This window comes from Rhodococcus ruber (genome assembly GCF_027270735.1).
GTDB lineage: Bacteria > Actinomycetota > Actinomycetes > Mycobacteriales > Mycobacteriaceae > Rhodococcoides > Rhodococcoides rubrum_A.
Genome location: NZ_JAPWIJ010000007.1, coordinates 115,439 through 138,951 on the forward strand (window position 1 = coordinate 115,439; position 23,513 = coordinate 138,951).

A 23,513-nucleotide genomic window follows, 5' to 3' on the forward strand; every position below is an offset into this window, starting at 1 on the left:
CCGTCTAGGCTCGACTCATGCAGCGCATCATCGGTATCGAGGTCGAGTACGGCATTTCTTCGCCCACCGAACCCACCGCCAATCCGATCCTGACGTCGACCCAGGCAGTATTGGCCTACGCGGCTGCAGCAGGGGTGCCGCGGGCCAAGCGCACACGCTGGGATTACGAAGTCGAGTCGCCACTACGTGACGCCCGCGGTTTCGACCTCGGACGCTTCAGCGGCCCGGCACCGGTCATCGATGCCGACGAGATCGGCGCGGCCAACATGATTCTCACCAACGGTGCCCGTCTGTACGTCGACCACGCCCACCCCGAGTACTCGGCTCCGGAAGTACGGGATCCACTGGACGCGGTGATTTGGGACAAGGCCGGCGAGCGCGTCATGGAGGCCGCTGCTCGCCACGCTTCCAGCGTGCCCGGAGCCCCGCGTTTGCAGCTGTACAAGAACAACGTCGACGGCAAAGGCGCGTCGTACGGCACTCACGAGAACTACTTGATGTCGCGCGAGACGCCGTTCTCGGCCGTCATCGCCGGTCTGTCGCCGTTCTTCGCATCGCGGCAGGTGATCACCGGGTCGGGACGCGTCGGAATCGGCCAGTCCGGCGACGAGGCCGGGTTCCAGCTCTCTCAGAGAGCGGACTACATCGAGGTGGAGGTCGGCCTGGAGACCACACTCAAGCGCGGAATCATCAACACCAGAGACGAACCGCACGCTGACGCCGACAAGTACCGGCGACTGCACTGCATCATCGGCGACGCGAACCTCGCCGAGATGTCTACATACCTCAAGGTCGGCACCACCGCGCTGGTCCTCGACCTCATCGAAGCCGGAGTGGATCTGTCCGATCTCCAGCTCGCTCGACCGGTGACCGCAGTCCATCAGATCAGCCACGATCCGACCCTGCGCAAGGCAGTGGCTCTCGCGGACGGACGCGAGCTGACCGGGCTTGCGCTCCAGCGCATCTACCACCAGCGGGCCGCGAAGTTCGTGGCCGCCGAGGGGAGCGACGACGCGCGGGCCCTGGACGTGCTCGACAAGTGGGCCATGGTGCTCGACCTCCTCGAACGCGATCCGATGGAATGCGCCCACCTGCTGGACTGGCCCGCGAAGCTTCGTCTGCTGGAAGGTTTCCGCCAGCGTGAGGGACTGGGATGGTCGGCACCGCGCCTCCATCTCGTGGACTTGCAGTACTCCGACGTTCGGCTCGACAAGGGTCTGTACAACCGACTGGTCGCTCGTGGATCGATGGACCGCCTGGTGACCGAACAACAGGTCCTCGACGCGGTGGGCACACCGCCGGAAGACACCAGGGCCTACTTCCGCGGCGAGTGCCTCCGCAAATTCGGGGCCGACATCGCCGCGGCGAGCTGGGATTCCGTCATATTCGATCTCGGTGGTGACTCATTGGTGCGCATCCCGACACTCGAACCGCTGCGCGGCACCAAATCGCACGTCGGTGCACTGCTCGAGTCTGTCGACAGTGCGGCAGAGCTCGTCGATCAGCTCACCAACTGAGTACCCGGCAAGGCAGTCCGACTATTCGATGGTGTCTCGACGACCCGCGCGGCCGGTCTGTCGGTAGGGTAAAGGTCCGTGCACTTTCGGCGGAACATTCGGTTGCACTTGCACATCCACAACGGTGCATCTCGAATGAATCGATGAACGTGCAGTAGATGTGTTCTCTCGATACACGGAGGAGGTCGGCGACTATGGCACAGGAGCAGACACGGCGCTCTGGCGGCGGCGACGACGATGAGGTCCCAGGCGACACCGGAGCCGGTGGGCAGGAACGGCGCGAGAAGCTGGCCGAGGAGACCGACGACCTCCTGGACGAGATCGACGACGTCCTCGAGGAGAACGCCGAGGACTTCGTTCGTGCCTACGTGCAGAAGGGCGGCCAGTGACGGTGGATCGTCCGGACCCACGGTCGGCCGGTGACGGCATGACGATTCCGCTCGGATCGAGCAGTTCGTCGTTCTCCGACTACCTCCGTCATCATGCGCCCCATCTGTTGCCCGAGAGCGGTCTGGCCGCAGACCTGGCGTCCCACGCTGCCAACGGCACCTCCGACAAGTCCGGCATCGCGCCGCACGGAACGACGATCGTCGCCCTCACCTACGCGGGTGGGGTCCTGATCGCTGGTGATCGGCGCGCCACTCAAGGCAATCTGATCGCCAACCGTGACATGCAGAAGGTCTACGTCACCGACGAGTATTCTGCTGCGGGCATAGCCGGAACCGCAGGCATCGCGATCGAGCTCGTGCGGCTCTTCGCGGTCGAACTCGAACACTACGAGAAGATCGAAGGCGTTCCGCTCACCTTCAACGGCAAGGCCAACAAGCTGTCGTCGATGGTGCGCAGCAACCTCGGTGCCGCAATGCAAGGACTGGCCGCCGTTCCGTTGCTGGTCGGATTCGACATCGACATCTCGGATCCGGACAGTGCCGGGCGCATCGTGTCCTACGACGTAGTCGGCGGGCGCTACGAGGAGCGATCGGGCTATCACGCGGTGGGGTCCGGATCACTGTTCGCAAAATCGGCACTCAAGAAGCTCTATCGTCCCGGAATGACCGAGGACGAGGCGCTTCGCGCAGCGGTCGAGTCGCTGTACGACGCCGCCGACGACGACTCCGCCACCGGCGGACCGGACGTCACCCGAGGGATCTATCCGACGGCGGTGGCAATCACGAGCGTCGGCGCGGACGACGTTGCGCACGACCGCGTGTCGGCGGCAGCGCGTTCGGTTCTCGCCGAGAGGACCGAGAGCGCCGCGCATACCGGCGGTGCCGAGCATCACACCCGGTCCGGTCAGCAAGTGAGCGAAGGGGGTAGCGCACCATGACAATGCCGTACTACGCATCGGCCGAACAGATCATGCGCGATCGTTCGGAGTTGGCGCGCAAGGGAATCGGCCGTGGCCGAAGCGTCATCGCACTGACTTACGCGGACGGCGTGCTCTTCGTGGCCGAGAATCGCTCGACGGCCCTGCACAAGGTGAGCGAACTGTACGACCGGATCGGTTTTGCGGCCGTGGGGAAGTACAACGAGTTCGAGAATCTCCGGAAGGCCGGTATTCAGCATGCCGACATCAAGGGGTACACCTACGACCGCCGCGATGTGACCGGCAGGTCACTCGCGAAGACGTACGCGCAGGCGCTCGGCACGATTTTCACGGAGCAGCTCAAGCCCTACGAGGTGGAAATCTGTGTCGCAGAGGTGTCGCATCAGGACGAGCCGATCGCAACGCAGCTCTACCGCATCACCTACGACGGTTCCATCGTCGACGAACAGGATTTCGTCGTCATGGGCGGAACGACCGAGCCGATCGTGGCCGCGCTGAAGGACACATACCGTTCCGGACTCGATCTGGCCGATGCGGTGCGCGTCGCGGTGGACGCACTGACCGCAGGACCCGCGGTACCGCCTGCTGCCGGCGGTGAGCCCGAGAAGAAGGTTCTCGAGGTGTCTGCGCTCGAAGTGGCTGTGTTGGACCAGGGTCGGCCTCGGCGCGCGTTCCGACGCATCGCCGGAGCTGCGTTGGAGGACATGTTGCCGGTTTCGGCACCAGCCGTGGAGGTCACCACCGACACCGTCGACGGTGCGCCCGAGGTGGGGCTCTCGTAGCTGATTCGCAGATCGTCGCCTGACGGCCTCGTGCCCTACCGCTTCCGGTAGAGCGCGAGGCCGTTCTTGTCACTGGTGAACTCGAACCACGTTCCGTCGCCCACCACTTCGCCGTCGGCCGCGAGTGCAACGGGAGCGCCCTCCACCTCGACGGTCAGTTGCTTCACTGCTCGGCGCACGTAGGCCGGTGAGGAGCCGAGGGTGCCCGTCACCGTTGCCCACAGCAATCTGGTTCTCGACGCCTTCGGTTCGGAAGGAAGGAAGCGAACGTCCAGCGTGCCGGTGTGAATGCTGCTGCGCGACATGGGAACTTGGTCGACCGGTACGTAGTTACCATTGCCGACGAAGAGCATCCACACCGAATGCCCGGTGCCGTCGAGTTCGATGTTCAACGGCTCCGCGGCGGCCAGCACCCTCGTCATCGCAACGGCTGCGGCAGGCCATTTGCCGATTTTGCTCTGCAGTTTCTGACGTAGCCGCACCGAGTCGGGATATCCACCGAAGGTGGCGGTGTTGACGAACGACACGCTGCGGCCGTCGATGGACACCTGGGCGATATCGACCAGTTCGGCTGTGCCCGCCTCGACAGCGGCTGCGGTGTCTTCGACGGCGGTCAGACCGGTGTCACGGGCGAAGTGATTGAGAGTGCCACCGGGGAACGCGGCGAGAGGTAAGCCGCTGCGCGCTGCCGACGCGGCGACGCTGACCACGGTTCCGTCGCCGCCGCAGACACCGAGTGCGCGCGGTGACGTGTCCCGAATTCGTTGTTCGAGTTGCTCGTTGAAATCTCGTTCCGGATCCGGAACGAACAGATCTGCCTCGGGAAGTGCTCGGCGGATCGCCTCGGGCACCGACTCGGAGCCATCACCCGACCCGGGATTGACGAGCACGAGCAGCCCCCGTCCCTCCTGAAGTGGCGGGACGTCGACCGGTGAGCCCAGATCGGCGGGCTTCTCCGAACGCACAGCCCACCATCGGCGGGTGGACAGCGCGATTGCCGAGCCGAGGGCGGCACCTGCGATGACGTCGGTGGGCCAGTGCACACCGACGTGGACACGCGAGTAACAGACAGCGGCCGCAACGGGTGCCAGAACAATTCCTGCCAGAGGAGATTCGATGGCAACGGCCGTCACGAAAGCCGCGGCAGAGGCCGAGTGACCGGACGGAAAAGATGAGGACACCGGCGGAGCCAGCACCTGACGCAGTACGGGAACCGACTCGGAACCGGGCCGAGTCCGCGGGAACAACGGCTTGAGCAGACCGTTGGCGCTGGCACTCGCGCCGGCAAGCGCCACGAGTCCGCGAACGCCCCCTCGGCGTGCAGGCCCACCCGCGGCAACGAGCACGGCAGCAACGCCGAGCCACAGACGACCGTGATCGGCGGCGTTGCTCAGGGCGCGCAGGCCGCCGTCGGCTCTGCTCTGCCGTAATGCCGCGCTTCGTGCCACCAGCGACAGGTCCCACGCATGAACGGCCGTCGAAACAGAGGTACGCGTGGGTGTCATGACACCCAGCCTAGGCACGCGCGGCAGCATTTTCACGGACGGACGACATCGGGGCGCTCCGACACATCGAATCGAAGGTTGCGTTGTAGTGTCGAAGTGTGCAGCGACGAATTATGGGCATCGAGACAGAGTTCGGTGTCACATGTACTTTCCACGGACATCGACGCCTCAGTCCGGACGAAGTGGCTCGCTACCTGTTTCGCCGGGTGGTGTCGTGGGGTCGCAGCTCGAATGTGTTCCTTCGCAACGGTGCCCGCCTGTACCTCGATGTGGGCTCGCACCCCGAGTACGCGACGGCCGAGTGCGACAGCCTGCTGCAGTTGGTCACCCACGACCGGGCGGGCGAGCGTGTTCTCGAGGATCTGCTGATCGACGCCGAGCAGCGCCTGGCCGAGGAAGGCATCGGCGGCGATATCTACCTGTTCAAGAACAACACCGACTCCGCCGGCAACTCGTACGGCTGCCACGAGAACTTCCTGGTACAGCGAGCGGGGGAGTTCTCTCGCATTTCGGACGTTCTGCTTCCCTTTCTGGTCACGCGTCAGTTGATCTGCGGCGCGGGCAAGGTGCTGCAGACGCCGAAAGCGGCCACCTTCTGCCTCTCACAGCGTGCCGAACACATCTGGGAGGGCGTCTCCTCGGCCACCACTCGGTCGCGGCCGATCATCAATACGCGCGACGAGCCCCACGCCGACGCCGAGAAGTACCGCAGGCTGCACGTCATCGTGGGCGACTCGAATATGGCCGAAACCTCGACGATGCTCAAGGTCGGAACGGCGGCCCTCGTCCTCGAAATGATCGAGGCAGGAGTGTCTTTCCGAGACTTCGCACTGGACAATCCCATTCGCGCCATCCGCGAGGTCAGCCACGATCTCACCGGACGACGCCCGGTGAGGCTCGCGGGGGGACGGCAGGCCAGTGCCCTCGATATCCAGCGCGAGTACTACGCCAGGGCCGTCGAACACCTGAAGACGCGTGAGCCGAACACGCAGGTGGAGCAGGTGGTCGACCTCTGGGGTCGTACTCTCGATGCCATCGAGACACAGGAGTTCGCGAAGGTGGACACCGAGATCGACTGGGTCATCAAGCGCAAGCTCTTCCAGCGTTACCAGGATCGGTACTCGATGGAGCTCTCCGATCCCAAGATCGCTCAACTGGACCTGGCCTACCACGACATCAAACGCGGGCGCGGAGTGTTCGACCTGCTACAGCGCAAGGGCTTGGCCAAGCGCGTCACCGAGGACGAGCAGATCGACGAAGCGGTCGACCTGCCTCCGCAGACCACCCGCGCCAAACTGCGAGGTGAGTTCATCACCGCCGCACAGGAGGCGGGTCGCGACTTCACCGTCGATTGGGTGCACCTCAAGCTGAACGATCAAGCGCAGCGAACCGTGTTGTGCAAGGACCCGTTCCGTTCGGTCGACGAGCGAGTGGAAAGACTGATCGCGTCGATGTAGCCCCGATGGCTGGACGGCAGCTCGGGTCGCTACCGCTCCGACGACTCGGGTCGCTACCGCTCCGGCACCCGTTGAGCAACTAGGCTCGACAGTCGTGGCCACCACCAAAGTCGAACGCCTGATGAATCTTGTCATCTGCCTGCTGTCGACGCGTCAGTTCCTCACCGCGGAGTGGATCCGTGACAGCGTGGCCGGATACGACGACTCGTCCAGCCACGAAGCCTTCAGTCGAATGTTCGAGCGAGACAAGAACGAACTCCGTGACCTCGGCGTTCCCTTGGAGACCGGAGCCGCAACCAGGTTCGGCGGCGTCGAGGGCTATCGCATCAATCGCGACGCGTACGAGCTGCCCGACATCGACCTCACCAGCGAGGAATCGGCCGCTGTCGCTGTCGCCGTCAAACTCTGGGAATCGCCCGAGCTCACGTCGGCGGCCCAGAGCGCGCTGCTCAAACTTCGCGCCGCGGGTATTCAGGTCGACCAGAACGAAGCCGCGGCGGCGGTGACCGCGGTTCCTGCACGGACCCGGGGTTCCGAACCTGCACTCGGTGCACTGCTGGCCGCTATCGACGAAGGTAAGTCGGTGCGGTTCGAGCACCGACCGTCGTTGACGGATCCGTTCACCACCAGAACTGTCCAGCCGTGGGGTGTCGTGACGTTCCGCGGCCGCTGGTACCTGGTGGGACACGACGTGGACCGAGACGACACCCGAACATTTCGCCTCTCCCGAATCGGTGACGAGGTCAAGTCGTTCGGCTCACCGCAGAGTGTCCGCAAACCCGACGGTATCGACCTTCAGGACATCGTCCGTCGCGTAGCAGGGACGTCCTCGGTATCGGGCACAGCACGAGTCTGGTTGCACGATGGCAGGGCATTGGAGCTGCGCCGAATGGGAACGATCGTGTGCGCGAAGAGTCTGGGCACCCGGAGCGGCACCGTCGTAGAGGTTCCCGTGCGGTCCTGGGATTGGATCTCGCGGTTGATCGCGGGCCACGGGGCCGATGCGGTAGTGCTCGAGCCCGCGGAGTTGCGAGCCGATGTGATCTCGACTCTGCAGACGGCAGCCGGCGTGGAGAACGAGCGATGAGCGCGCGCTTGTCGGTCCGCTTGGCCCGGCTCCTCAACATGGTGCCGTTCTTCATGGCCAATCCTGGGTTGAGCGCCGAGGAGGCCGCTCGCGAATTGGGTGTGTCGACGGCAACGCTGATGGCCGATCTCAACCAACTCTGGATGTGTGGCCTACCCGGGTACGGCCCGGGCGACCTCATCGATCTCTCGTTCTCCGAGGAGAGCATCGACGTGACGTTCTCCGCGGGAATCGACCGTCCATTGCGCCTGACGTCGACCGAGGCCACGGCCCTGTTGGTTGCGCTCCGATCGCTGACGTCGATGCCCGGGATGGTCGATCCGTCCGCCGCGCAACGGGCGATCGCGAAGATCGAAACCGCGGCGGGCTCGGCGGCGGCCAACGTGCCACTCTCGTCCGATCACGACAGCGTCGGCACCGAGGAGGGGGCGGTCTCGAGCACCGTCCGCTCTGCTTTGCGACACCGGCACGCACTGGACCTGACGTACTACTCTGCGTCGCGAGACGTCGTCACCGAACGAACGGTCGACCCGATCAGGACCGTCGTGGTCGACGACAACAGTTATCTGCAGGCGTGGTGCCGAGGTGCCGAAGGCGTTCGGCTCTTCCGGTTCGACCGCATCGACTCGGCAGTCGAGCGAAACGAGCCCGCTGCACCGCCGGAGTCGGTTCAGGACGAGGACGCCTTCGAGATCTTCAACGACGATCCCTCGCTGTCACAGGCGCGACTGAAGGTGTCGCCCGCATACACCTGGATTCTGGACTACTACCCGATGACACAGGTCGCAGCCGATTCCGACGGATCGATCGAGGTGACGATGCGGTTTGCGACTCTGCAGTGGATGACCCGTCTGACACTCGGGTTCGGCGGCGGCGTCACGGTACTTTCACCTGAATCCTTGGTGAACTCCGTCCGCGAACGCGCTCGTTCTGCGCTGGACGTGTACTCCGAGCAGGACTCGACCAGCGCAGACGGCACCGTCACGACATGAACGCAGGGCAAACCGGTGCTCGCCGCTGCTGAACGAGTCACCGGTAGTCGGGTACGCTCGATTCATCTGATCTCAGGAGGTTCACATGGGATTCACCAGTCCCTGGCACTGGGCGATCGTTGCGGTGGTCGTCATCATTCTGTTCGGTTCCAAGAAGCTGCCCGACGCTGCTCGTGGACTCGGCCGCTCGTTGCGCATCTTCAAGAGCGAGGTGAAGGAGATGCAGAACGACGGCAAATCCGACACCGACACCACGACGGCACAGCAGCCGGCCGCGCCCGCTCAGCTGCCTCCGCCCGCGCCCGTTGCCCCGACGAACGTCGAAGCACAGCACGACGCGAAGTCTGCCTGAGCGCAGACCGCTCAGCACACCTTCGGTGCCACGTGGGCACCGAAGGTTCACTGCTGTCGGTGACGGCCCGGCGCCGTCGGCCGACCGAAGAAGGCTGACCGAACAACACCATGCGCATTCCGTTCGATCCGCGGCGTAGCAAGCGCCGAGTCAATCCCGACGGCACGATGTCGTTGGTCGATCATCTGTACGAGCTGCGGACCCGGCTCCTGTGGTCGCTCGTTGCTGTCGCTGTCACCACGGCCTTCGGGTTCTTCTGGTACTCACACACGATATTGGGCGTCGAAAGTCTCGGTGACCTGCTGCGAGGTCCGTACTGCACACTCGATCCGAACCTCCGTGCGAACTTGAGCAACGACGACCAATGTCGACTGCTCGCGACCGGACCGTTCGATCAATTCCTGCTCCGATTCAAGGTCGCGTTCACCGCCGGCGTCGTGCTTGCGTGCCCCATCTGGCTCTATCAGATCTGGGCGTTCATCACCCCGGGCCTCTATGCCAACGAACGGCGATACGCCGTCTCCTTCGTCACCGGCGCGGCTGCTCTGTTCGTCACCGGCGCCATCCTGGCGTACTTCGTGGTGGCCAAGGGCCTGCACTTCCTGCTGTCGATCGGCGACAACGTACAGATCACCGCGCTGAGTGGCGATCAGTACTTCGGATTCCTGATCAACCTCCTCATCATCTTCGGTGTCAGCTTCGAGATCCCGCTGCTCGTGGTTGCTCTGAACTTCGTCGGCGTGCTGACCTACGAGCGGCTCAAGGCGTGGCGTCGCGGTCTGATCTTCGGTCTTTTCGTTTTCGCCGCCATTGCGACACCGGGGCAGGACCCGTTCTCGATGCTGGCGTTGGCGTTGGCGTTGACGGTCCTCTTCGAAATGGCAGTGCAGATTGCGCGGATTCACGACAAGCGTAAGTTGCGCAAGAGAAGAGACGAATGGGGTGATGTGTCAGATGACGAAGCAACACGTATCGAAGGCGCAAGTACGATCGAGTCCCCACATGCTGTCGCTCCGACACCGCCGCCCAGCGGATTCGGTGCTGCAACCCGTACCGAGTCACAGTACGACGACACCATCTGACCGCGGCCGACGCGTTGGGACCAGCGCATGACGGAAACTACGGCGGACGTCCAGGTCAGTCCGAAACCTACTGAGCTACAACGATTCTCGGCCGAACTCGGTTTCCCCCTCGACCGGTTCCAGGTCGATGCATGCACCGCATTGGAGAACGGCCACGGCGTTCTGGTCTGTGCTCCTACCGGTGCGGGCAAGACGGTGATCGGTGAGTTCGCTGTCCACTTGGCTTTGGCGGCCGGGCGAAAGTGCTTCTACACCACGCCGATCAAGGCGCTCAGCAATCAGAAATTCGCTGAGCTGACTGCGCGGTACGGCCGCGACACTGTGGGCCTGCTCACCGGTGACTCGTCGATCAACCCCGATGCCCCCATCGTCATCATGACGACGGAGGTTCTGCGAAACATGCTCTATGCATCGTCGGACGCGCTGCGAGGACTGTCGCACGTCGTCATGGACGAGGTGCATTATCTGGCCGATCGCTTCCGGGGTGCGGTGTGGGAAGAGGTCATCCTGCACCTGTCCGACGACGTTCGCCTGGTGAGTCTGTCGGCCACGGTAAGCAACGCCGAGGAGTTCGGCGCGTGGATGAGCACGGTTCGCGGTGACACCACAGTCGTCGTGGACGAGAACCGACCGGTACCTCTCTCTCAGCACATCATGGTGGGACGCCGGTTGTTCGACTTGTTCGACACCAGGGCCCAGTCGCCCGACGGCAGCCAGAAGGTCGTGGTCGACCGCGAACTCGTCCGGCACGTCAAACAGCGCCAATCTCTCGACTCGATGGACCGCTGGCACGCACCGCACAGTCGAGGTCGCGGCGGCCGAGGCGGCGGGGGAGGTCGCGGTGGCGGTCAGGGCAGCGGGGCCAACAATCGGCCGCTGGCCCGACCCGATGTGATCGCCAAGCTCGACGAAGAGGGTTTGCTCCCCGCGATCACGTTCATCTTCAGCCGCGCCGGGTGCGACGGTGCTCTCACCCAATGCATGCGCTCGCGTCTGGTGTTGACGACGCCCGAGCAGGCCGAAGAAATTCGGTACATCGTCGAGAAGCACACCTCGGAACTTCCTCGCGAAGACCTGGAGGTTCTGGGCTTCTGGGAGTGGCGCGATGCGCTCGAGCGTGGCTTCGCCGCCCATCACGCCGGTATGTTGCCGGTCTTTCGGCACACCGTGGAGGAATTGTTCGTCAAGGGCCTGGTCAGGGCGGTGTTCGCCACCGAGACACTGGCGCTCGGCATCAACATGCCTGCCCGAACGGTGGTGCTGGAAAAGCTCGTCAAGTTCAATGGTGAAACGCATGCCGAGCTGACCCCGGGGGAGTACACCCAGTTGACCGGTCGAGCCGGGCGCCGCGGTATCGACGTCGAAGGCCATGCCGTCGTGCTGTGGCAGCCGGGCACCGAGCCGACCGAGGTCGCGGGGCTCGCGTCGACCCGTACGTTCCCGCTGCGCAGTTCGTTCGCGCCGGCGTACAACATGTCGATCAACCTGATCGAGCAATTCGGTGCAGCCGATTCGCGTCTGCTGCTCGAGCGATCCTTCGCGCAGTTCCAGGCCGACCGCTCGGTAGTCGGAATGGTCCGGGGCATCGAGAAGAACATGCAGACGCTGGACGCGCTCGCTGCACGCCTCGGCGGACCCGACGGCGAATACTTCGAGTATGCGCGGCTGCGCGAACGACTGAAGGATCGCGAGAAGACCCTCGAGCGCCAGGGCCGCTCCGATCGACGCGACAAGGCTGTCGATTCGTTGCGTGCCCTACGCCGCGGCGACGTGATCTCGGTGCCGACCGGTCGCCGCAGCGGCCTTGCCGTAGTCCTGGAGCCGGACGACGACCGGGCCGATCCGCGTCCGCTGGTGCTGACCGAGGACAAGTGGGCGGGTCGACTCTCCGCAGCGGACTTCCCCTCGCCGGCAACATCGCTCGGAACGATGCGGCTCCCGCGATTCGTCGACCATCGCACCGCGAAGACCCGGCGCGATCTTGCGGCAGCACTGGTCACGCGCGGAATATCGCAGCCGTCGGACCGTATCCGACGAAAGTCGACAGCAGCGGACGACAAGGAGCTTGCCACCCTCCGCCGAGCCATTCGATCGCATCCGGTGCACGCCCGACCCGATCGTGACGAACTCGGCCGTACCGGTGAGCGCTACAACCGGCTGGCGCGCGAGACCGAAACGATGCGTCAGAAAGTATCGGCCACGACGAACTCTCTTGCTCGCACCTTCGACCGCATCCTGGCTCTGCTCGCCGACCGCGGGTACGTGACACCGGGCAAGGATCCCAAGGTGACCGACGACGGTGCCAGATTGAGCCGGATCTACTCCGAGTCCGACCTGCTCGTGGCGGAATGCCTCCGCGGTGGCCTGTGGCAGGGCCTGTCACCTGCCGAATTGGCAGCGGTCGTATCGGCCGTCGTCTACGAGTCGAGGTCCGAGGGAGACATCACCCCGCACGGTCCGACGGGTCCGATCCGACATGCGCTCACCGAGACGGTCCGGGTGTGGCACGAGCTCCGTTCGGACGAAGTGCGGCACAAGCTGCCGCCGACGAGAGAGCCCGACATGGGTTTCGTGAAGGCCATCTACAAATGGGCGTCCGATCACTCGTTGGTCGATGCCCTCGTCACAGCCGGGGACAACGGCAAAGCTCTCTCGGGCGGTGACTTCGTGCGGTGGTGCAGACAGGTGATAGACCTGCTCGATCAGGTTCGGCTCGCGGCCCCGGAGCCGGAACTGTCGAGAACGGCGGCGCGCGCCGTCGCAGCCCTACGCCGCGGCGTGGTCGCGGTCGACGCCGCGTGAGCGGGGCGGCGTGATGGAGTGGCCCGGTCGAGGTGAACCCGACGCAGTCGGTGCGAACCGGACTGCCGGGTCGGTACAGCGGGACGTCACACAGTCGGGCTACTGTACCCCCGACGAATCCGAAATTTCAGTGGAGGCGAGATGAGCGGCCCATACGGTCCGACCGACCCCGACAACAGTTGGTCGCGCACACCCGACCAGCAGGACGGTGCCGCGAAAGACACACCGGAGACACGCGCCGACACCCCTGGATCTGCCGGTCATTCCGCAGGCTCCACTCCTGGATCTGCCGGTCATTCCGCAGGCTCCACTCCTGCACCGGATTCGCAGGCCCCGACACCCTCTGCATGGGGCCAGTACGGGCAGCCGACCGCAACGCCGACCACTCCGTACGGAGAGTCCGCGCCCGGCGCATACGGGCAGAATTCACAGCAGCCCAGCGGTCAGTACCCCCAGGGACAGTACCCACCGACTGGGTATCTGCAGGGCCAGTACCCGCAAGCCGGCTACCCCCAGGGCCAGTACCCACAGGGGCAGTATCCGCAGGGCCAGTACCCGCAAGCCGGTTACCCCCAGGGCCAGTACCCCCAAGGCCAGAATCCACAGGCCCCGGCCGGTCAGAATCCCACGACGCAGTACCCGTCCGGTCAGCAGTACGGCGCGCCCTATCCCGGGTCGGGCACACCGCCGTCCGGTGATCCGGCTTATCAGAATCCCTATGCCCCACAGCAATTCGGTGGTGGTCAGTACGGTCCCGGCCAGTACGGTGCCAATCAGCCCGGTGCCGATCAGTACGGGCAGCAGCCGTGGAACCCCAACCAGCAGTATCCGAATCAGCAAGTGCCCGGGCAGCAGGCCCCCCGTCCGGCCGGATCGCAGTCGAAGAAGCCACTGATCATCGCCGGTGTCGTCATTGCGGTCGTCGCGGTGATCGCTCTGGTCTCGTTCTTGGCCTTCGGCCGCTCGACCACGCTGGACACTGCGGCCGCCCAGGAAGGCGTCCGTAAGGTCGTCACCGAGTCCTACGGAGCGTCCGACGTCTCCGGCGTGTTGTGCCCCCAGGACATCGAGGTGAAGGCCGGTGCCAGTGTCGATTGCACCCTGACGGTCGACGGGGCGTTCAAGAAGGTGACGTTGACCTTCCTGGACGACGACGCCAATTACGAGGTCTCACTACCCAAGTAGTCACCTCGGCTACTCGATCAGTTCCGCGGCGCCGTGGCCGCCATCGCAGCGACGAGGCGAGCCACGGCGTTTTCCACTCCGAGGGTCTCGGCAAGGTCGTTCAGTGCATCGACGTCGGCGGGCGCGGCCGGGATCTCGTCGGATTTCGACAAGACGACGTCGGCGTCGGTGACAACTCGTACGACGGGAAGGGCCGCGTCGAGGTAGTCGCTCGCGTTGGCCAGCTTCGCACGGATGCCCTTGGCCATGTCCGAGGACGGGTCGAGGGCCGCAGCGCGCAGTGCGGCAACGGATTCGTGCTGCAGCATCAGCGTGGACGCCGTCTTCTCGCCGATACCCTTCACTCCGGGGAGGCCGTCCGAGGCATCGCCTCGTAGCAGAGCGAGCTCCGCGTACGCCTCGCCCGCACGGTGCAGCGGAACTCCGTACCGCTCGGAAACCAATGCGGGATCGAACAATTCGGCCTTCGCCAACCCGCGACCCACGTACAGGACGCGTACCTCGTTCGGCTCGTCGGCGGCCACCTGCAACAAGTCTCGGTCTCCGCTGACCACCACGACGGGGTCCTGACGCTCGCGCGCGGCCAGGGTGCCGAGCACGTCGTCTGCCTCGAGACCCTCTGCGCCTGCGGTCGCGATCCCCAATGCGGCGAGAACATCCATGATCATGTCCACCTGCGGGGTCAGCGTCTCGGGAACCTCTTCGCTCTCGGCGACCTCCGGCGCGGCCTCGGCAACGCGATGCGCCTTGTAGGACGGCACGAGATCGACTCGGAACTGCGGCCGCCAGTCCAGATCGAGGCACACGGCCAGCCGACTGGGTTCGGTGCGTGCGATCAGCGCCGAGATCATGTCGAGAAAACCACGGACGGCGTTGACGGGTCGTCCGTCGGGGGCCGTAATCGACTCGGGCAGTGCGTAGTAGGCCCTGAACCACAGGCTCGCACCGTCGAGGAGCAGCAACGGCGACTTTCCGGGGGCGGTCATGGGGCTCATCTTGCCGTACGGCACTAGCCTGGAGGTATGAGTGTCGATTCTTCGGTCAGTTCCTCACGTTTCTCCAGCGATGTCTACGCGTCGCGGCTCGCGCGAGCTGCGCGTCTGACATCGGATGCGGGATTGGATGCGCTGCTGATCACCCCGGGTCCGGATCTGCAGTACCTGATCGGCTCGAAGGCCAGTTCGTTCGAGCGTCTCATCGCCCTGGTGGTGCCGGCCGACGGCAGCACACCCAGTGTTGTCGTACCGCGGCTCGAGCTGGCCGCGCTGGGCGATTCCGCGGCACAGGATCTGTCTCTGCACCTCGTCGACTGGGTGGACGGCGTCGATCCGTACGCACTGGTGGCCGCGGCGGTTCCGGCCGGAACGAAGACGGCCGTCGCCGACGCGATGCCGGCGCTGCACTTCGTGCCGCTGGCCGAGGTGTTCGGAACTGTGCCGGTGCTGGCCACGGATGTGCTCCGCGAGCTGCGGATGGTCAAGGACGAGGCCGAGATCGACGCGTTACGGCGAGCCGGGTACGCCATCGATCGAGTGCACGCCCGTATGGGGGAATGGCTTCGCGTGGGCCGCACCGAAGCGCAAATCGCCGCAGACATTGCCGCCGCCATCGTCGAAGAGGGGCATACTGCACCCGAATTCATCATCGTCGGATCCGGCCCACACGGCGCCGATCCGCACCACGAGGTGTCCGATCGCGTCGTGGAGGCAGGCGACATCGTCGTGATCGACATCGGCGGGCCCGTTGCACCGGGATACAACTCCGACTCGACCCGCACCTACAGTCTCGGCGAGCCGACAGCGGAGATCGCGGGCCTCTACGCGGTGCTGGAGCGGGCGCAGCAAGCCGCTGTCGACGCGGTGGTGCCGGGGGTAACGGCACAGTCCATCGATGCGGCCGCCCGCGACGTCCTGGTCGACGCCGGTCTGGGCGAGGCGTTCCTGCACCGCACCGGTCACGGAATCGGCTTGTCCGTCCACGAGGAGCCGTACATCGTTGCGGGAAACGACATCACGCTGACCGAAGGGATGGCGTTCAGCATCGAGCCAGGAATCTACTTCCGCGGACAGTGGGGTGCACGGATCGAGGACATCGTCGTGGTCACCGCAGACGGGTGCGAGTCGGTCAATCTCCGGCCACACGGTCTGGCCGTCCTGCCGGTGTGACGCCTGTGCGCGAGGCCGAATTCGTGTCGGTCGTTCGGTCCAATCCTGCTGTGGCCGAGATACTTCGACGTGCCCCACAACTAGGGCTTGCCGGGTGGTACCTGACGGCGGGTGGCCTCTTCCAGACGGTGTGGAACCATCTCGCCGATCGGGATCCGCAGGCGGGCATTCGTGATTACGATTTCTTCTACTTCGACGACTCCGATCTGTCCTACGAGGCCGAGAACGAGGTGATCGAGGCTGCGGCCTCGCTCTTCGCCGACCTCGGGGTGGACGTCGAAGTGCGCAACGAAGCACGCGTACATCTGTGGTACGAGCAGCACTTCGGGAGTCGTATCGCACCGTTCCGCAGCACCGAGGACGCTATCGACCATTTCGTGTCCACCACATGCTGTTTCGGAATCACCACCGATGCCGGCGGGGGAGATGTCGTCTACGCGCCACACGGTTTCGAGGATCTGTTCGCGGGAATCGTGCGGCCCAATCCGCGCGTGCCGATGCAGCATGTGTACGAGGCCAAAGCCGCCCGCTGGACGACGGAATGGCCTGGCTTGACCGTCCTACCCTGGCCGTCGGGCCTCCTGTGACGCGGGAGCCGGCGGCGCGCTAGCGGCTGAGCAGCGAACGACTCCCCAGTACACGTTGCACTTGGATCTCGATGACCACCCGCGTCGGATTCTCCCTCGGAACGCGGTAGCGCTGGGCGTAACGGTTCTCGGCGTCGACGACGGAATCTCGATCGCTGCGGACCGAAGCCGGTCCTTCCATGGTGAGCCAGCGGGCACCGTCTATCTGAGTCACGGCGGCATAGGCACCACGGCCGGCGTTGATCGCCTTCTGCGACACGTCGTTGGTGATGACCCGTGCAATCCGAGCAACGGAGTCGTACGTGAAACCGACGGCAACGACGTGCGGTGTTCCGTCCGGTCGGAGCGTGGTCAGTGTGGCGAGATGCCGCTCGGTGAGGAATTCGAGCGCGTCGTCGGTGAGGGCAGTCGCGTCAGCGGGGGTTGCGGCCATGACCCGACTGTAGTGACGTGCCCCGACTGCCACGAGCGGGGTTCGATCGGCCAGACTGATCGGCGTGAGCAGACGAGCAGAACCCGCATCCGGAACGCTGTTGCTGCTGGGTGGACGAAGCGAGATCGGGCTCGAGGTGGCCACCCGACTGGCACCGGGGCGAACCGTCGTACTGGCCGCGAGACGCAGCAACGAGCTGACCGCAGAACAAGTCCGGGTGCAACAGGCAGGCGCACACGGCGTGCACACCGTCGAATTCGACGCGAACGCGATGGACACCCACAACGAACTCCTGCGCGAGGTGGCCCGAGAACACGGTCCGATAGGCATCGTTGTTCTCGCTTTCGGCATCCTCGGAGACCAGGCACGCGCCGAGAACGACGCCCAGCATGCTCTCGACGTCATCACCACCGACTTCCTGGCGCAGGTCTCCGTACTCACTCACGCCGCGACACTGCTGAGGGCACAGGGCACCGGCGACCTGATCGTGTTCTCTTCGGTCGCGGGTGTACGAGTGCGCCGGGCCAACTACGTGTACGGTTCCGCGAAGGCCGGCCTCGACGGATTCGCCAGCGGACTGAGCGATTCGCTGCACGGCAGCGGAGTACACCTGCTGCTCGCCCGTCCTGGGTTCGTCATCGGGTCCATGACCGACGGAATGGACCCGGCTCCGATGTCGAGTACACCGGCTCAGGTTGCCGACGGTGTCGTCAAGGCGTTGTTCGAGCGCCGGAACAGCGTCGCGATTCCGGGCACCTTGAGACCGGTCTTCTTCGCCATGCATCTAGTACCACAATGGCTCTGGCGCAGGATGCCACGCTGATGACGGTACCGACGCCCCGCCCGATAGTCGTCGTCGGAATCGGCGCGGACGGCTGGGACGGGCTGCCTGCGACCTCCCGCAAGGCCATCGAGAAGGCCGATGTGGTGTTCGGTTCCGTCCGCCAGATTGCGAGTGTCCGGCCGCATTGCACCGAGACAAGGACGTGGCCGAGCCCATTGCTTCCGAATCTGCGGTCGATGCTCGACGCCTACGAGGCGTCACTCGTGTGCGTGTTGGCCAGCGGTGATCCGATGTTCCACGGCATCGGCGTGACGTTGATGCGCGAGTTCGGGGCCGAGCGACTACGCGTGCACCCGGCACCGTCCTCCGTGTCGTTGGCATGCGCGCGGCTGGGCTGGGCACTGCAGGACACCCCGGCGGTGTCGCTTGTGAACACACCTATCGAGACACTGTTACCGGACCTGGCCGACGGCCGCCGGGTGATCGTGTTGAGCCGGGGGAGCAGTACACCGGGTGAGGTGGCGAGGATGTTGTCCAGCAACGGGTTCGGGGACTCCTCGATGACGGTGCTCGAACAACTCGGCGGGCCGGCCGAACGAGTCGTCCGCGGCCGTGCGCGAGATTCGACGTTCGAGGGCGTCGACCCGCTCAATGTCGTTGCGCTGGAGTGCGTGCGAGGTCCCGACGCACCCCGCCGCGGTCGCGTCCCGGGCCTGGCCGATTCCGCGTACACCGGTGACGGCCAGATGACCAAGCAGGAGGTCAGAGCACTGACCCTGAGCGCGTTGGCGCCTGCGCCAGGAGAACTGTTGTGGGACATCGGAGGAGGATCGGGAACCATCGCGATCGAATGGATGCGCACCGACAGATCCTGCCGCGCTGTTACGTTCGAGAGTTCGCAGGCGCGTCGTGAGCAGATCGAGAGCAACGCACTGCACCTGGGAGTTCCGGGACTCATCGTGCACGACGCGGCACCCGAGAGCTTCGGGGGCGTCTCGGCCGCGAACGCGGTCCCCGACGCGGTGTTCATCGGTGGTGGATTGACCGGTGCGGACATGCTCGAGGCGTGCTGGCAGGCGGTGCGCACAGGGGGGCGCGTGGTCGCCAATTCTGTGACCGCAGAAACGGATTCGTTGTTGCTGACCGCGGCGGCGAAGTACGGCGGAGAGCTCCGCAGATTCCAGATCTATCGCGGCGAGCCGTTGGGCGCGTTCACGACGTGGAGGCCACATCTTCCGGTTACTCAATGGAGTGCGATCAAACCGTGAAGGTTCTGATTCTCGGCGGTACCACAGAGGCGCGGGCACTCGCGGTGGCGCTGGATCGGGTTCGGGACATCGACAGCGTCACCTCACTGGCCGGGCGGGTCGCGCAGCCGATACTGCCCGTCGGTCGGACCCGAATCGGCGGGTTCGGTGGGCCCGATGCCCTAGCGCTGTGGCTGCGAGACAACGCGATCGACGTGGTGGTGGACGCGACCCACCCGTTCGCATCCACCATCGGAGCGCACGCCGTGCATGCCACCGAGGCAACGGGAGTCGCACTCCTCGTACTGACGCGGGCACCGTGGACCGAGGGCGAGGGCGATCAGTGGACCTCGGTTCCCTCGCTGCCCGACGCGGCGTCGGCGATCACCCCCGGCAGCAGGGTGTTCCTCACGACAGGCAGGCAGGGAGTTCACCATTTTGCGGGTGTCGATCACTCGTGGTTTCTGGTCAGGGCGATCGATCCTCCGACCGGTCCGGTACCACCGCACATGACGCTGCAACTCAGTCGCGGCCCGTTCGACCTGGATCACGAGTCGAAGGTGCTCGCAGACAACCGAATCGACCTGTTGATCACCAAGAACAGCGGGGGCGAGATGACGCGAGCCAAACTCGATGCGGCCCGGGCAGTATCGATCCCGGTCCTCATGGTCGCTCGTCCCGAGGCACCGACCTCGGCACCGGTCGTGTACGAGGTGGATACCGCTGTGGACTGGTTGACGAACCGGTTACGCGTCTGCTGACGGGTACCGCCGGGAGGTGAAGACTTTCGGACCGCTTCCGGTCTCCACCACCGTGGTCATCGAGGATCCGATAATGAGTAGACACCGCATGTCGATCGACTCGGGGTCGAGTTCGCCGAGCGTCACCGTGCGCACCGATTCCTGCACACTGCCCACGGCGCGCCCGATCACCACCGGGGTCTGTGGCGAACGATGCTCGAGCAGAAGATCTTTCATCGCAGCAACCTGCCAGGTCCTCGACTTCGAAGCCGGGTTGTAGATCGCGATCGCCATGTCGGCTCCGGCGACCGCCGAGAGACGCCCGGCCACCACGTTCCAGGGCTTGAGACGGTCGGAAAGCGATATCACGGCGTAGTCGTGGCCGAGGGGTGCTCCCACCCTGCTCGCAACGGCATTCGCGGCGGTCATTCCCGGCACCACTCGGACCGGCACCGAACTCCACTGTTGTTCGGCGGCAACTTCTATGACTGCCGTCGCCATCGCGAAGACTCCTGGATCACCCGAGGACACCACGGCCACTCGCCGTCCCTGCTTGGCGAGGTCGAGGGCGAATGCCGCGCGTTCGGATTCGACCTTGTTGTCGCTTGCGTGCCGAATCTGCCCGGGTCGCTGCGCTACCCGATCGATGTAGGTGATGTAGCCGACGAGATCGGTGGCGGCGGCCAGTTCGGCCCGCACCTCGTCCGTCGTCCATGCATCGTCACCTGGACCGAGGCCGACGACGACCACTTCGCCCGTGCTGCTGGGCGTCTCGGCCCGGTTGGAGGGGCTCGGCACCACGATCATCGAGAAGTAGGGGACGTCGTCCGCGTCGGCGGCGTCGAGAACGCGTTGTTCGGGTGTACTGGCCCGCTCGACGTACCGCGCCTCGTCGAGCCTGCCCGACCGTTGCAGTGCGTCCAGCACCGTCGGATAGGTTCGCCCGAGTTTCATGATGACCGCGGCGTCGGTACCGCGTAATCGGCGGGTGAGTTCGTCCGCGGGGAGTGTTCCGGGGAGGACGGTCAGCACCTCGTCGCGCTCCACCAGCGGAGTTGCCAGTGCCGCAGACGCCGCACTGACCGAGGTCACGCCGGGAACAACTTCCACCTCGAACCGGTGCGCCAGTCGCTTGTGCATGTGCATGTACGAGCTGTAGAACAGCGGATCACCCTCGGCCAGAAGCGCAACCGACCGACCGGCGTCGAGATGTGCGGCGAGCCGTGCGGCGGCGGACTCGTAGAACTCGTCGATTGCCCCCTGATACCCACCGGGATGAGCCGTCGCCTCGGTAGTCACCGGGTACACCAGGTGCTCCTCGAGTTGACCGTCACGCATGTACCCGGCCGCGAGGGCGCGCGAGATGCTGCGGCCGTGCCGAGCGCTGTGGAACGCAACCACATCGGCCTCGGCGATGACACGAGCAGCCTTGACGGTCAACAGCTCTGGGTCACCCGGGCCGACGCCGACTCCCCACAACTTTCCGACGGCGTTCATTCCTGTTCGCTCGCAATGGCATTGACCGCGGCGACGGTGATGGGGCTGCCACCACGTCTGCCCCGGACGACCAGATACTCCACGCCGAGGTCGGCTGCGATCAGATCTTCCTTCGACTCCGCTGCGCCGATGAATCCCACCGGGCCGCCGACGATGGCTGCAGGTTTCGGGGCTCCGGCCGCGAGCATCTCCATCAGGTGGAACAGTGCGGTCGGCGCGTTTCCGATGGCGACGACGGCGCCGCCGAGCTTGTCGCCCCACAACTCCAGCGCGGCAGCAGTTCTCGTGGTGCCCATACTCCGAGCCAAGTCCGGTACCCGAGGATCGGACAGGGTGCACAGCACCTCGTTGTCGGCGGGAAGACGGCGACGAGTGATGCCGGCGGCGACCATGTTGGCATCGCACAGCACCGGTGCGCCTGCGCGCAGGGCGGTGCGAGCGGAACTCACTACATCGGGCGTGAATCCGATGGTCTCGGTCAGGTCGATCTCACCGACAGCGTGGATCATGCGTACGACCACCTGGGCGACATCCGGCGCGAATCGAGACAGATCTGCTTCGGCTCGAATGGTTGCGAAAGACTGGCGGTAGATCTCAGCGCCGTCGCGGATGTAGTCGTGCATGCGTGTCACGATAGGGGAGAGGGACCCCTCAGTCGGAAGCCGGTCTCCCGGTGCTCAGGACACCTGGTAGCCGATTCCTGTTGCGATCACGTCGGTGACCTCACCTTTCGGTCGCCCACAGCGCCGCTCACACCCGGACCAGTGTTGCCGCTCGTCACGCGGAGTCATCCGGGCGTCGACTGCCGCCTCCAGGTCGGATCGGACATCGGCCAACGACTTCGCACAGCCCGGCGATCCGGTACACGCGCTCACCCGGATCCACGGTGATTCCGCGTCGAAGATCAAGCCCATCGGGGCCAGCACCCGGACAACTTGTTCGGCGGGCTCCTCGTCCAGATCGCACACGATCAGTGACCTCCACGGAGTGACGATCACCGGTCGGTCGATGGCGGCGAGGAACTCGGCCAATCGTGCGCCGATAACGCCATTGGCAAGTCCTGCAGCCAGGGCCACCAGCCCGTCGTCCTGCTCGAGCCAGCCGATCGGTGGTACCTCGACAGGTGCGGGCAACGGAAGCGCAGCGCCTGCCGAGAGTCCGAGCAGTTCGACGATTCGATCGACGCCGTTGTCGACTTCGGCCAACCGCCATTCGGATTCTCGCAGTTCCAGGAAAGCTGCAGCGCAGTTCAGCAGCGTCGGCACCACGCCGTCTCGATCCACTCGAACGCCACTGTCCCGGCCTGCGAGCAGCAGCGCGTACGACCCGTCGGACTGGGCGTACGCACCGAAATCCGGTTCGAGTCCGCCCATGTCGCCGCGCCCGTCGTCCAGGGCGAACAGCGTTCGCCCGGGCAGTTCGGCCAGGTCGCGGCGCGCGCAGAGTTCTTCGTCCAGCTCACGGACGAGCGCACGCACGTCCGTGAGACCGCCGACCCGTCCAGAGAGTGGTGAGGCGAGGATGTTGCGCACCCGCTCGTGCGTTGCGGACGGGAGCAATCCGGCCTCGGCCAACCTGCTCGCCAGGGCGACCGGGTCCGAGACCGCGCGCAGCTGGACGTTGCCACGGGACGTCAGCTCCACCGTCCCGTCGCCCAGTTCCGCCGCAGCCCGCGCCAGGACCTGCATCTGTTTCGGCAGAACCAGGCCACCCGGCAGCCTGATCCGCGCAAGCGGACCGTCCGCAGCGAGGTGCGTCGTCAGCGCTCCTGGGCAGCCGTCGGGCACCGATCTGTCTGGCGAACTCATGTTCACCAGGCTACAAGCGCGACGGGTGGACCGATGTGCCGCTCACACCGGTAGCATTCTGTCGACACGGCTCAGGTCGAGAGGAAACCGGCGAGAATCCGGTACGGTCGCGCCACTGTAACGGCCCCTGCACTTCGGGTGCACGGGCCGAAGTCAGACCCTCT

22 protein-coding genes and 1 riboswitch are annotated in these 23,513 nt (G+C 65.2%); of the genes, 16 read left to right on the plus strand and 6 right to left on the minus strand.

Annotation, left to right across the window (positions count from 1 at the left end):
• Window positions 1–17 precede the first annotated feature (17 nt).
• The 4 genes from dop to prcA all read left to right on the plus strand — a co-directional run bounded on the left by dop (window position 18) and on the right by prcA (window position 3,626).
• Window positions 18–1,517: a depupylase/deamidase Dop gene (gene dop / locus O4220_RS17590; RefSeq protein ID WP_032377882.1), complete on the plus strand. Its 1,500-nt coding sequence runs from the start codon at window positions 18–20 to the stop codon at window positions 1,515–1,517.
• Window positions 1,518–1,711: 194 nt separating this feature from the next.
• Window positions 1,712–1,906, plus strand: a complete 195-nt coding sequence (locus tag O4220_RS17595) for a ubiquitin-like protein Pup (protein WP_008716348.1) — start codon at window positions 1,712–1,714, stop codon at window positions 1,904–1,906.
• Window positions 1,903–2,844 (plus strand): proteasome subunit beta, encoded by a 942-nt coding sequence (prcB, locus tag O4220_RS17600; protein WP_420030416.1) that lies wholly within the window; start codon window positions 1,903–1,905, stop codon window positions 2,842–2,844. Before O4220_RS17595 ends, prcB begins: the two co-directional genes overlap by 4 nt.
• A complete protein-coding gene (prcA, locus tag O4220_RS17605; RefSeq protein ID WP_269606527.1) occupies window positions 2,841–3,626 on the plus strand; it encodes a proteasome subunit alpha in 786 nt (261 codons plus the stop codon). Before prcB ends, prcA begins: the two co-directional genes overlap by 4 nt.
• Before the next feature lie 35 nt (window positions 3,627–3,661).
• On the opposite strand, the gene O4220_RS17610 is transcribed toward prcA, so the two are convergent.
• The gene (locus tag O4220_RS17610) at window positions 3,662–5,131 is read right to left on the minus strand and encodes a bifunctional phosphatase PAP2/diacylglycerol kinase family protein (RefSeq protein WP_269606529.1); all 1,470 of its coding nucleotides are present in this window, start codon (window positions 5,129–5,131) and stop codon (window positions 3,662–3,664) included.
• Window positions 5,132–5,229: 98 nt separating this feature from the next.
• On the opposite strand from O4220_RS17610, the gene pafA reads away from it, so the two are divergent.
• The 7 genes from pafA (at window position 5,230) to O4220_RS17645 (ending at window position 14,088) form a co-directional block, all read left to right on the plus strand.
• The gene (pafA, locus tag O4220_RS17615) at window positions 5,230–6,588 is read left to right on the plus strand and encodes a Pup--protein ligase (RefSeq protein WP_269606531.1); all 1,359 of its coding nucleotides are present in this window, start codon (window positions 5,230–5,232) and stop codon (window positions 6,586–6,588) included.
• Window positions 6,589–6,682: 94 nt separating this feature from the next.
• Complete coding sequence (locus tag O4220_RS17620) at window positions 6,683–7,675, plus strand: helix-turn-helix transcriptional regulator (RefSeq protein ID WP_269606533.1); 993 nt, start codon at window positions 6,683–6,685, stop codon at window positions 7,673–7,675.
• Window positions 7,672–8,667 carry a helix-turn-helix transcriptional regulator gene (locus O4220_RS17625; protein WP_269606535.1) on the plus strand — a complete coding sequence of 332 codons (996 nt, stop codon included), beginning with the start codon at window positions 7,672–7,674 and terminating at the stop codon, window positions 8,665–8,667. Before O4220_RS17620 ends, O4220_RS17625 begins: the two co-directional genes overlap by 4 nt.
• Before the next feature lie 85 nt (window positions 8,668–8,752).
• The gene (tatA, locus tag O4220_RS17630) at window positions 8,753–9,019 is read left to right on the plus strand and encodes a Sec-independent protein translocase subunit TatA (RefSeq protein WP_269606537.1); all 267 of its coding nucleotides are present in this window, start codon (window positions 8,753–8,755) and stop codon (window positions 9,017–9,019) included.
• Window positions 9,020–9,129: 110 nt separating this feature from the next.
• The gene (gene tatC / locus O4220_RS17635; RefSeq protein WP_269606540.1) at window positions 9,130–10,101 is read left to right on the plus strand and encodes a twin-arginine translocase subunit TatC; all 972 of its coding nucleotides are present in this window, start codon (window positions 9,130–9,132) and stop codon (window positions 10,099–10,101) included.
• A 27-nt stretch (window positions 10,102–10,128) separates the two neighbouring features.
• Window positions 10,129–12,903 (plus strand): DEAD/DEAH box helicase, encoded by a 2,775-nt coding sequence (locus O4220_RS17640; RefSeq protein ID WP_269606542.1) that lies wholly within the window; start codon window positions 10,129–10,131, stop codon window positions 12,901–12,903.
• A gap of 141 nt (window positions 12,904–13,044) precedes the next feature.
• Entirely contained in the window at window positions 13,045–14,088 is a 1,044-nt protein-coding gene (locus tag O4220_RS17645; RefSeq protein WP_269606544.1) for a DUF4333 domain-containing protein, read from the plus strand.
• A gap of 17 nt (window positions 14,089–14,105) precedes the next feature.
• Here O4220_RS17645 and O4220_RS17650 read toward each other — a convergent pair whose 3' ends face one another.
• A complete protein-coding gene (locus tag O4220_RS17650; protein WP_269606546.1) occupies window positions 14,106–15,083 on the minus strand; it encodes a 5'-3' exonuclease in 978 nt (325 codons plus the stop codon).
• A 27-nt stretch (window positions 15,084–15,110) separates the two neighbouring features.
• On the opposite strand from O4220_RS17650, the gene O4220_RS17655 reads away from it, so the two are divergent.
• A complete protein-coding gene (locus tag O4220_RS17655; protein ID WP_269606549.1) occupies window positions 15,111–16,253 on the plus strand; it encodes a M24 family metallopeptidase in 1,143 nt (380 codons plus the stop codon).
• The gene (locus tag O4220_RS17660; RefSeq protein WP_420030417.1) at window positions 16,250–16,840 is read left to right on the plus strand and encodes a nucleotidyltransferase family protein; all 591 of its coding nucleotides are present in this window, start codon (window positions 16,250–16,252) and stop codon (window positions 16,838–16,840) included. Before O4220_RS17655 ends, O4220_RS17660 begins: the two co-directional genes overlap by 4 nt.
• Window positions 16,841–16,859: 19 nt before the next feature.
• On the opposite strand, the gene O4220_RS17665 is transcribed toward O4220_RS17660, so the two are convergent.
• Complete coding sequence (locus O4220_RS17665; RefSeq protein WP_269606553.1) at window positions 16,860–17,273, minus strand: TIGR03618 family F420-dependent PPOX class oxidoreductase; 414 nt, start codon at window positions 17,271–17,273, stop codon at window positions 16,860–16,862.
• Between the two features lie 58 nt (window positions 17,274–17,331).
• On the opposite strand from O4220_RS17665, the gene O4220_RS17670 reads away from it, so the two are divergent.
• Genes O4220_RS17670 through O4220_RS17680 form a run of 3 tightly spaced genes read left to right on the plus strand, consistent with a single transcriptional unit; the run spans window position 17,332 to window position 20,065 of the window.
• Window positions 17,332–18,096, plus strand: coding sequence for an SDR family NAD(P)-dependent oxidoreductase (locus O4220_RS17670; RefSeq protein ID WP_420030427.1), 765 nt, complete (start codon window positions 17,332–17,334; stop codon window positions 18,094–18,096).
• Window positions 18,069–19,325 carry a precorrin-6y C5,15-methyltransferase (decarboxylating) subunit CbiE gene (cbiE, locus tag O4220_RS17675; protein WP_269606558.1) on the plus strand — a complete coding sequence of 419 codons (1,257 nt, stop codon included), beginning with the start codon at window positions 18,069–18,071 and terminating at the stop codon, window positions 19,323–19,325. The genes O4220_RS17670 and cbiE overlap by 28 nt, the downstream gene beginning before the upstream one ends.
• Window positions 19,304–20,065 (plus strand): cobalt-precorrin-6A reductase, encoded by a 762-nt coding sequence (locus O4220_RS17680; protein WP_420030418.1) that lies wholly within the window; start codon window positions 19,304–19,306, stop codon window positions 20,063–20,065. Before cbiE ends, O4220_RS17680 begins: the two co-directional genes overlap by 22 nt.
• On the opposite strand, the gene O4220_RS17685 is transcribed toward O4220_RS17680, so the two are convergent.
• Genes O4220_RS17685 through cobG form a run of 3 tightly spaced genes read right to left on the minus strand, consistent with a single transcriptional unit; the run spans window position 20,051 to window position 23,349 of the window.
• Entirely contained in the window at window positions 20,051–21,541 is a 1,491-nt protein-coding gene (locus O4220_RS17685; RefSeq protein WP_269606562.1) for a precorrin-2 C(20)-methyltransferase, read from the minus strand. The two genes, O4220_RS17680 and O4220_RS17685, sit on opposite strands and share 15 nt — an antisense overlap.
• A complete protein-coding gene (locus tag O4220_RS17690) occupies window positions 21,538–22,164 on the minus strand; it encodes a precorrin-8X methylmutase (RefSeq protein WP_269606564.1) in 627 nt (208 codons plus the stop codon). Before O4220_RS17690 ends, O4220_RS17685 begins: the two co-directional genes overlap by 4 nt.
• Before the next feature lie 54 nt (window positions 22,165–22,218).
• Window positions 22,219–23,349 (minus strand): precorrin-3B synthase, encoded by a 1,131-nt coding sequence (cobG, locus tag O4220_RS17695; RefSeq protein WP_269606566.1) that lies wholly within the window; start codon window positions 23,347–23,349, stop codon window positions 22,219–22,221.
• An 82-nt stretch (window positions 23,350–23,431) separates the two neighbouring features.
• Window positions 23,432–23,508: riboswitch (cobalamin riboswitch) on the plus strand.
• Window positions 23,509–23,513: the final 5 nt, after the last annotated feature.

Coding starts and splice junctions, on each gene's coding strand:
- O4220_RS17655 (WP_269606549.1), top strand. CDS start 15,111: ATGAGTGTCGATTCTTCGGTCAGTTCCTCACGTTTCTCCAGCGATGTC.
- O4220_RS17665 (WP_269606553.1), bottom strand. CDS start 17,273: ATGGCCGCAACCCCCGCTGACGCGACTGCCCTCACCGACGACGCGCTC.
- O4220_RS17610 (WP_269606529.1), bottom strand. CDS start 5,131: ATGACACCCACGCGTACCTCTGTTTCGACGGCCGTTCATGCGTGGGAC.
- O4220_RS17690 (WP_269606564.1), bottom strand. CDS start 22,164: ATGCACGACTACATCCGCGACGGCGCTGAGATCTACCGCCAGTCTTTC.
- cobG (WP_269606566.1), bottom strand. CDS start 23,349: ATGAGTTCGCCAGACAGATCGGTGCCCGACGGCTGCCCAGGAGCGCTG.
- cbiE (WP_269606558.1), top strand. CDS start 18,069: ATGGCTCTGGCGCAGGATGCCACGCTGATGACGGTACCGACGCCCCGC.
- O4220_RS17645 (WP_269606544.1), top strand. CDS start 13,045: ATGAGCGGCCCATACGGTCCGACCGACCCCGACAACAGTTGGTCGCGC.
- O4220_RS17685 (WP_269606562.1), bottom strand. CDS start 21,541: ATGAACGCCGTCGGAAAGTTGTGGGGAGTCGGCGTCGGCCCGGGTGAC.
- dop (WP_032377882.1), top strand. CDS start 18: ATGCAGCGCATCATCGGTATCGAGGTCGAGTACGGCATTTCTTCGCCC.
- tatC (WP_269606540.1), top strand. CDS start 9,130: ATGCGCATTCCGTTCGATCCGCGGCGTAGCAAGCGCCGAGTCAATCCC.
- O4220_RS17650 (WP_269606546.1), bottom strand. CDS start 15,083: ATGAGCCCCATGACCGCCCCCGGAAAGTCGCCGTTGCTGCTCCTCGAC.
- prcA (WP_269606527.1), top strand. CDS start 2,841: ATGACAATGCCGTACTACGCATCGGCCGAACAGATCATGCGCGATCGT.
- O4220_RS17640 (WP_269606542.1), top strand. CDS start 10,129: ATGACGGAAACTACGGCGGACGTCCAGGTCAGTCCGAAACCTACTGAG.
- tatA (WP_269606537.1), top strand. CDS start 8,753: ATGGGATTCACCAGTCCCTGGCACTGGGCGATCGTTGCGGTGGTCGTC.
- O4220_RS17595 (WP_008716348.1), top strand. CDS start 1,712: ATGGCACAGGAGCAGACACGGCGCTCTGGCGGCGGCGACGACGATGAG.
- O4220_RS17625 (WP_269606535.1), top strand. CDS start 7,672: ATGAGCGCGCGCTTGTCGGTCCGCTTGGCCCGGCTCCTCAACATGGTG.
- O4220_RS17680 (WP_420030418.1), top strand. CDS start 19,304: ATGGAGTGCGATCAAACCGTGAAGGTTCTGATTCTCGGCGGTACCACA.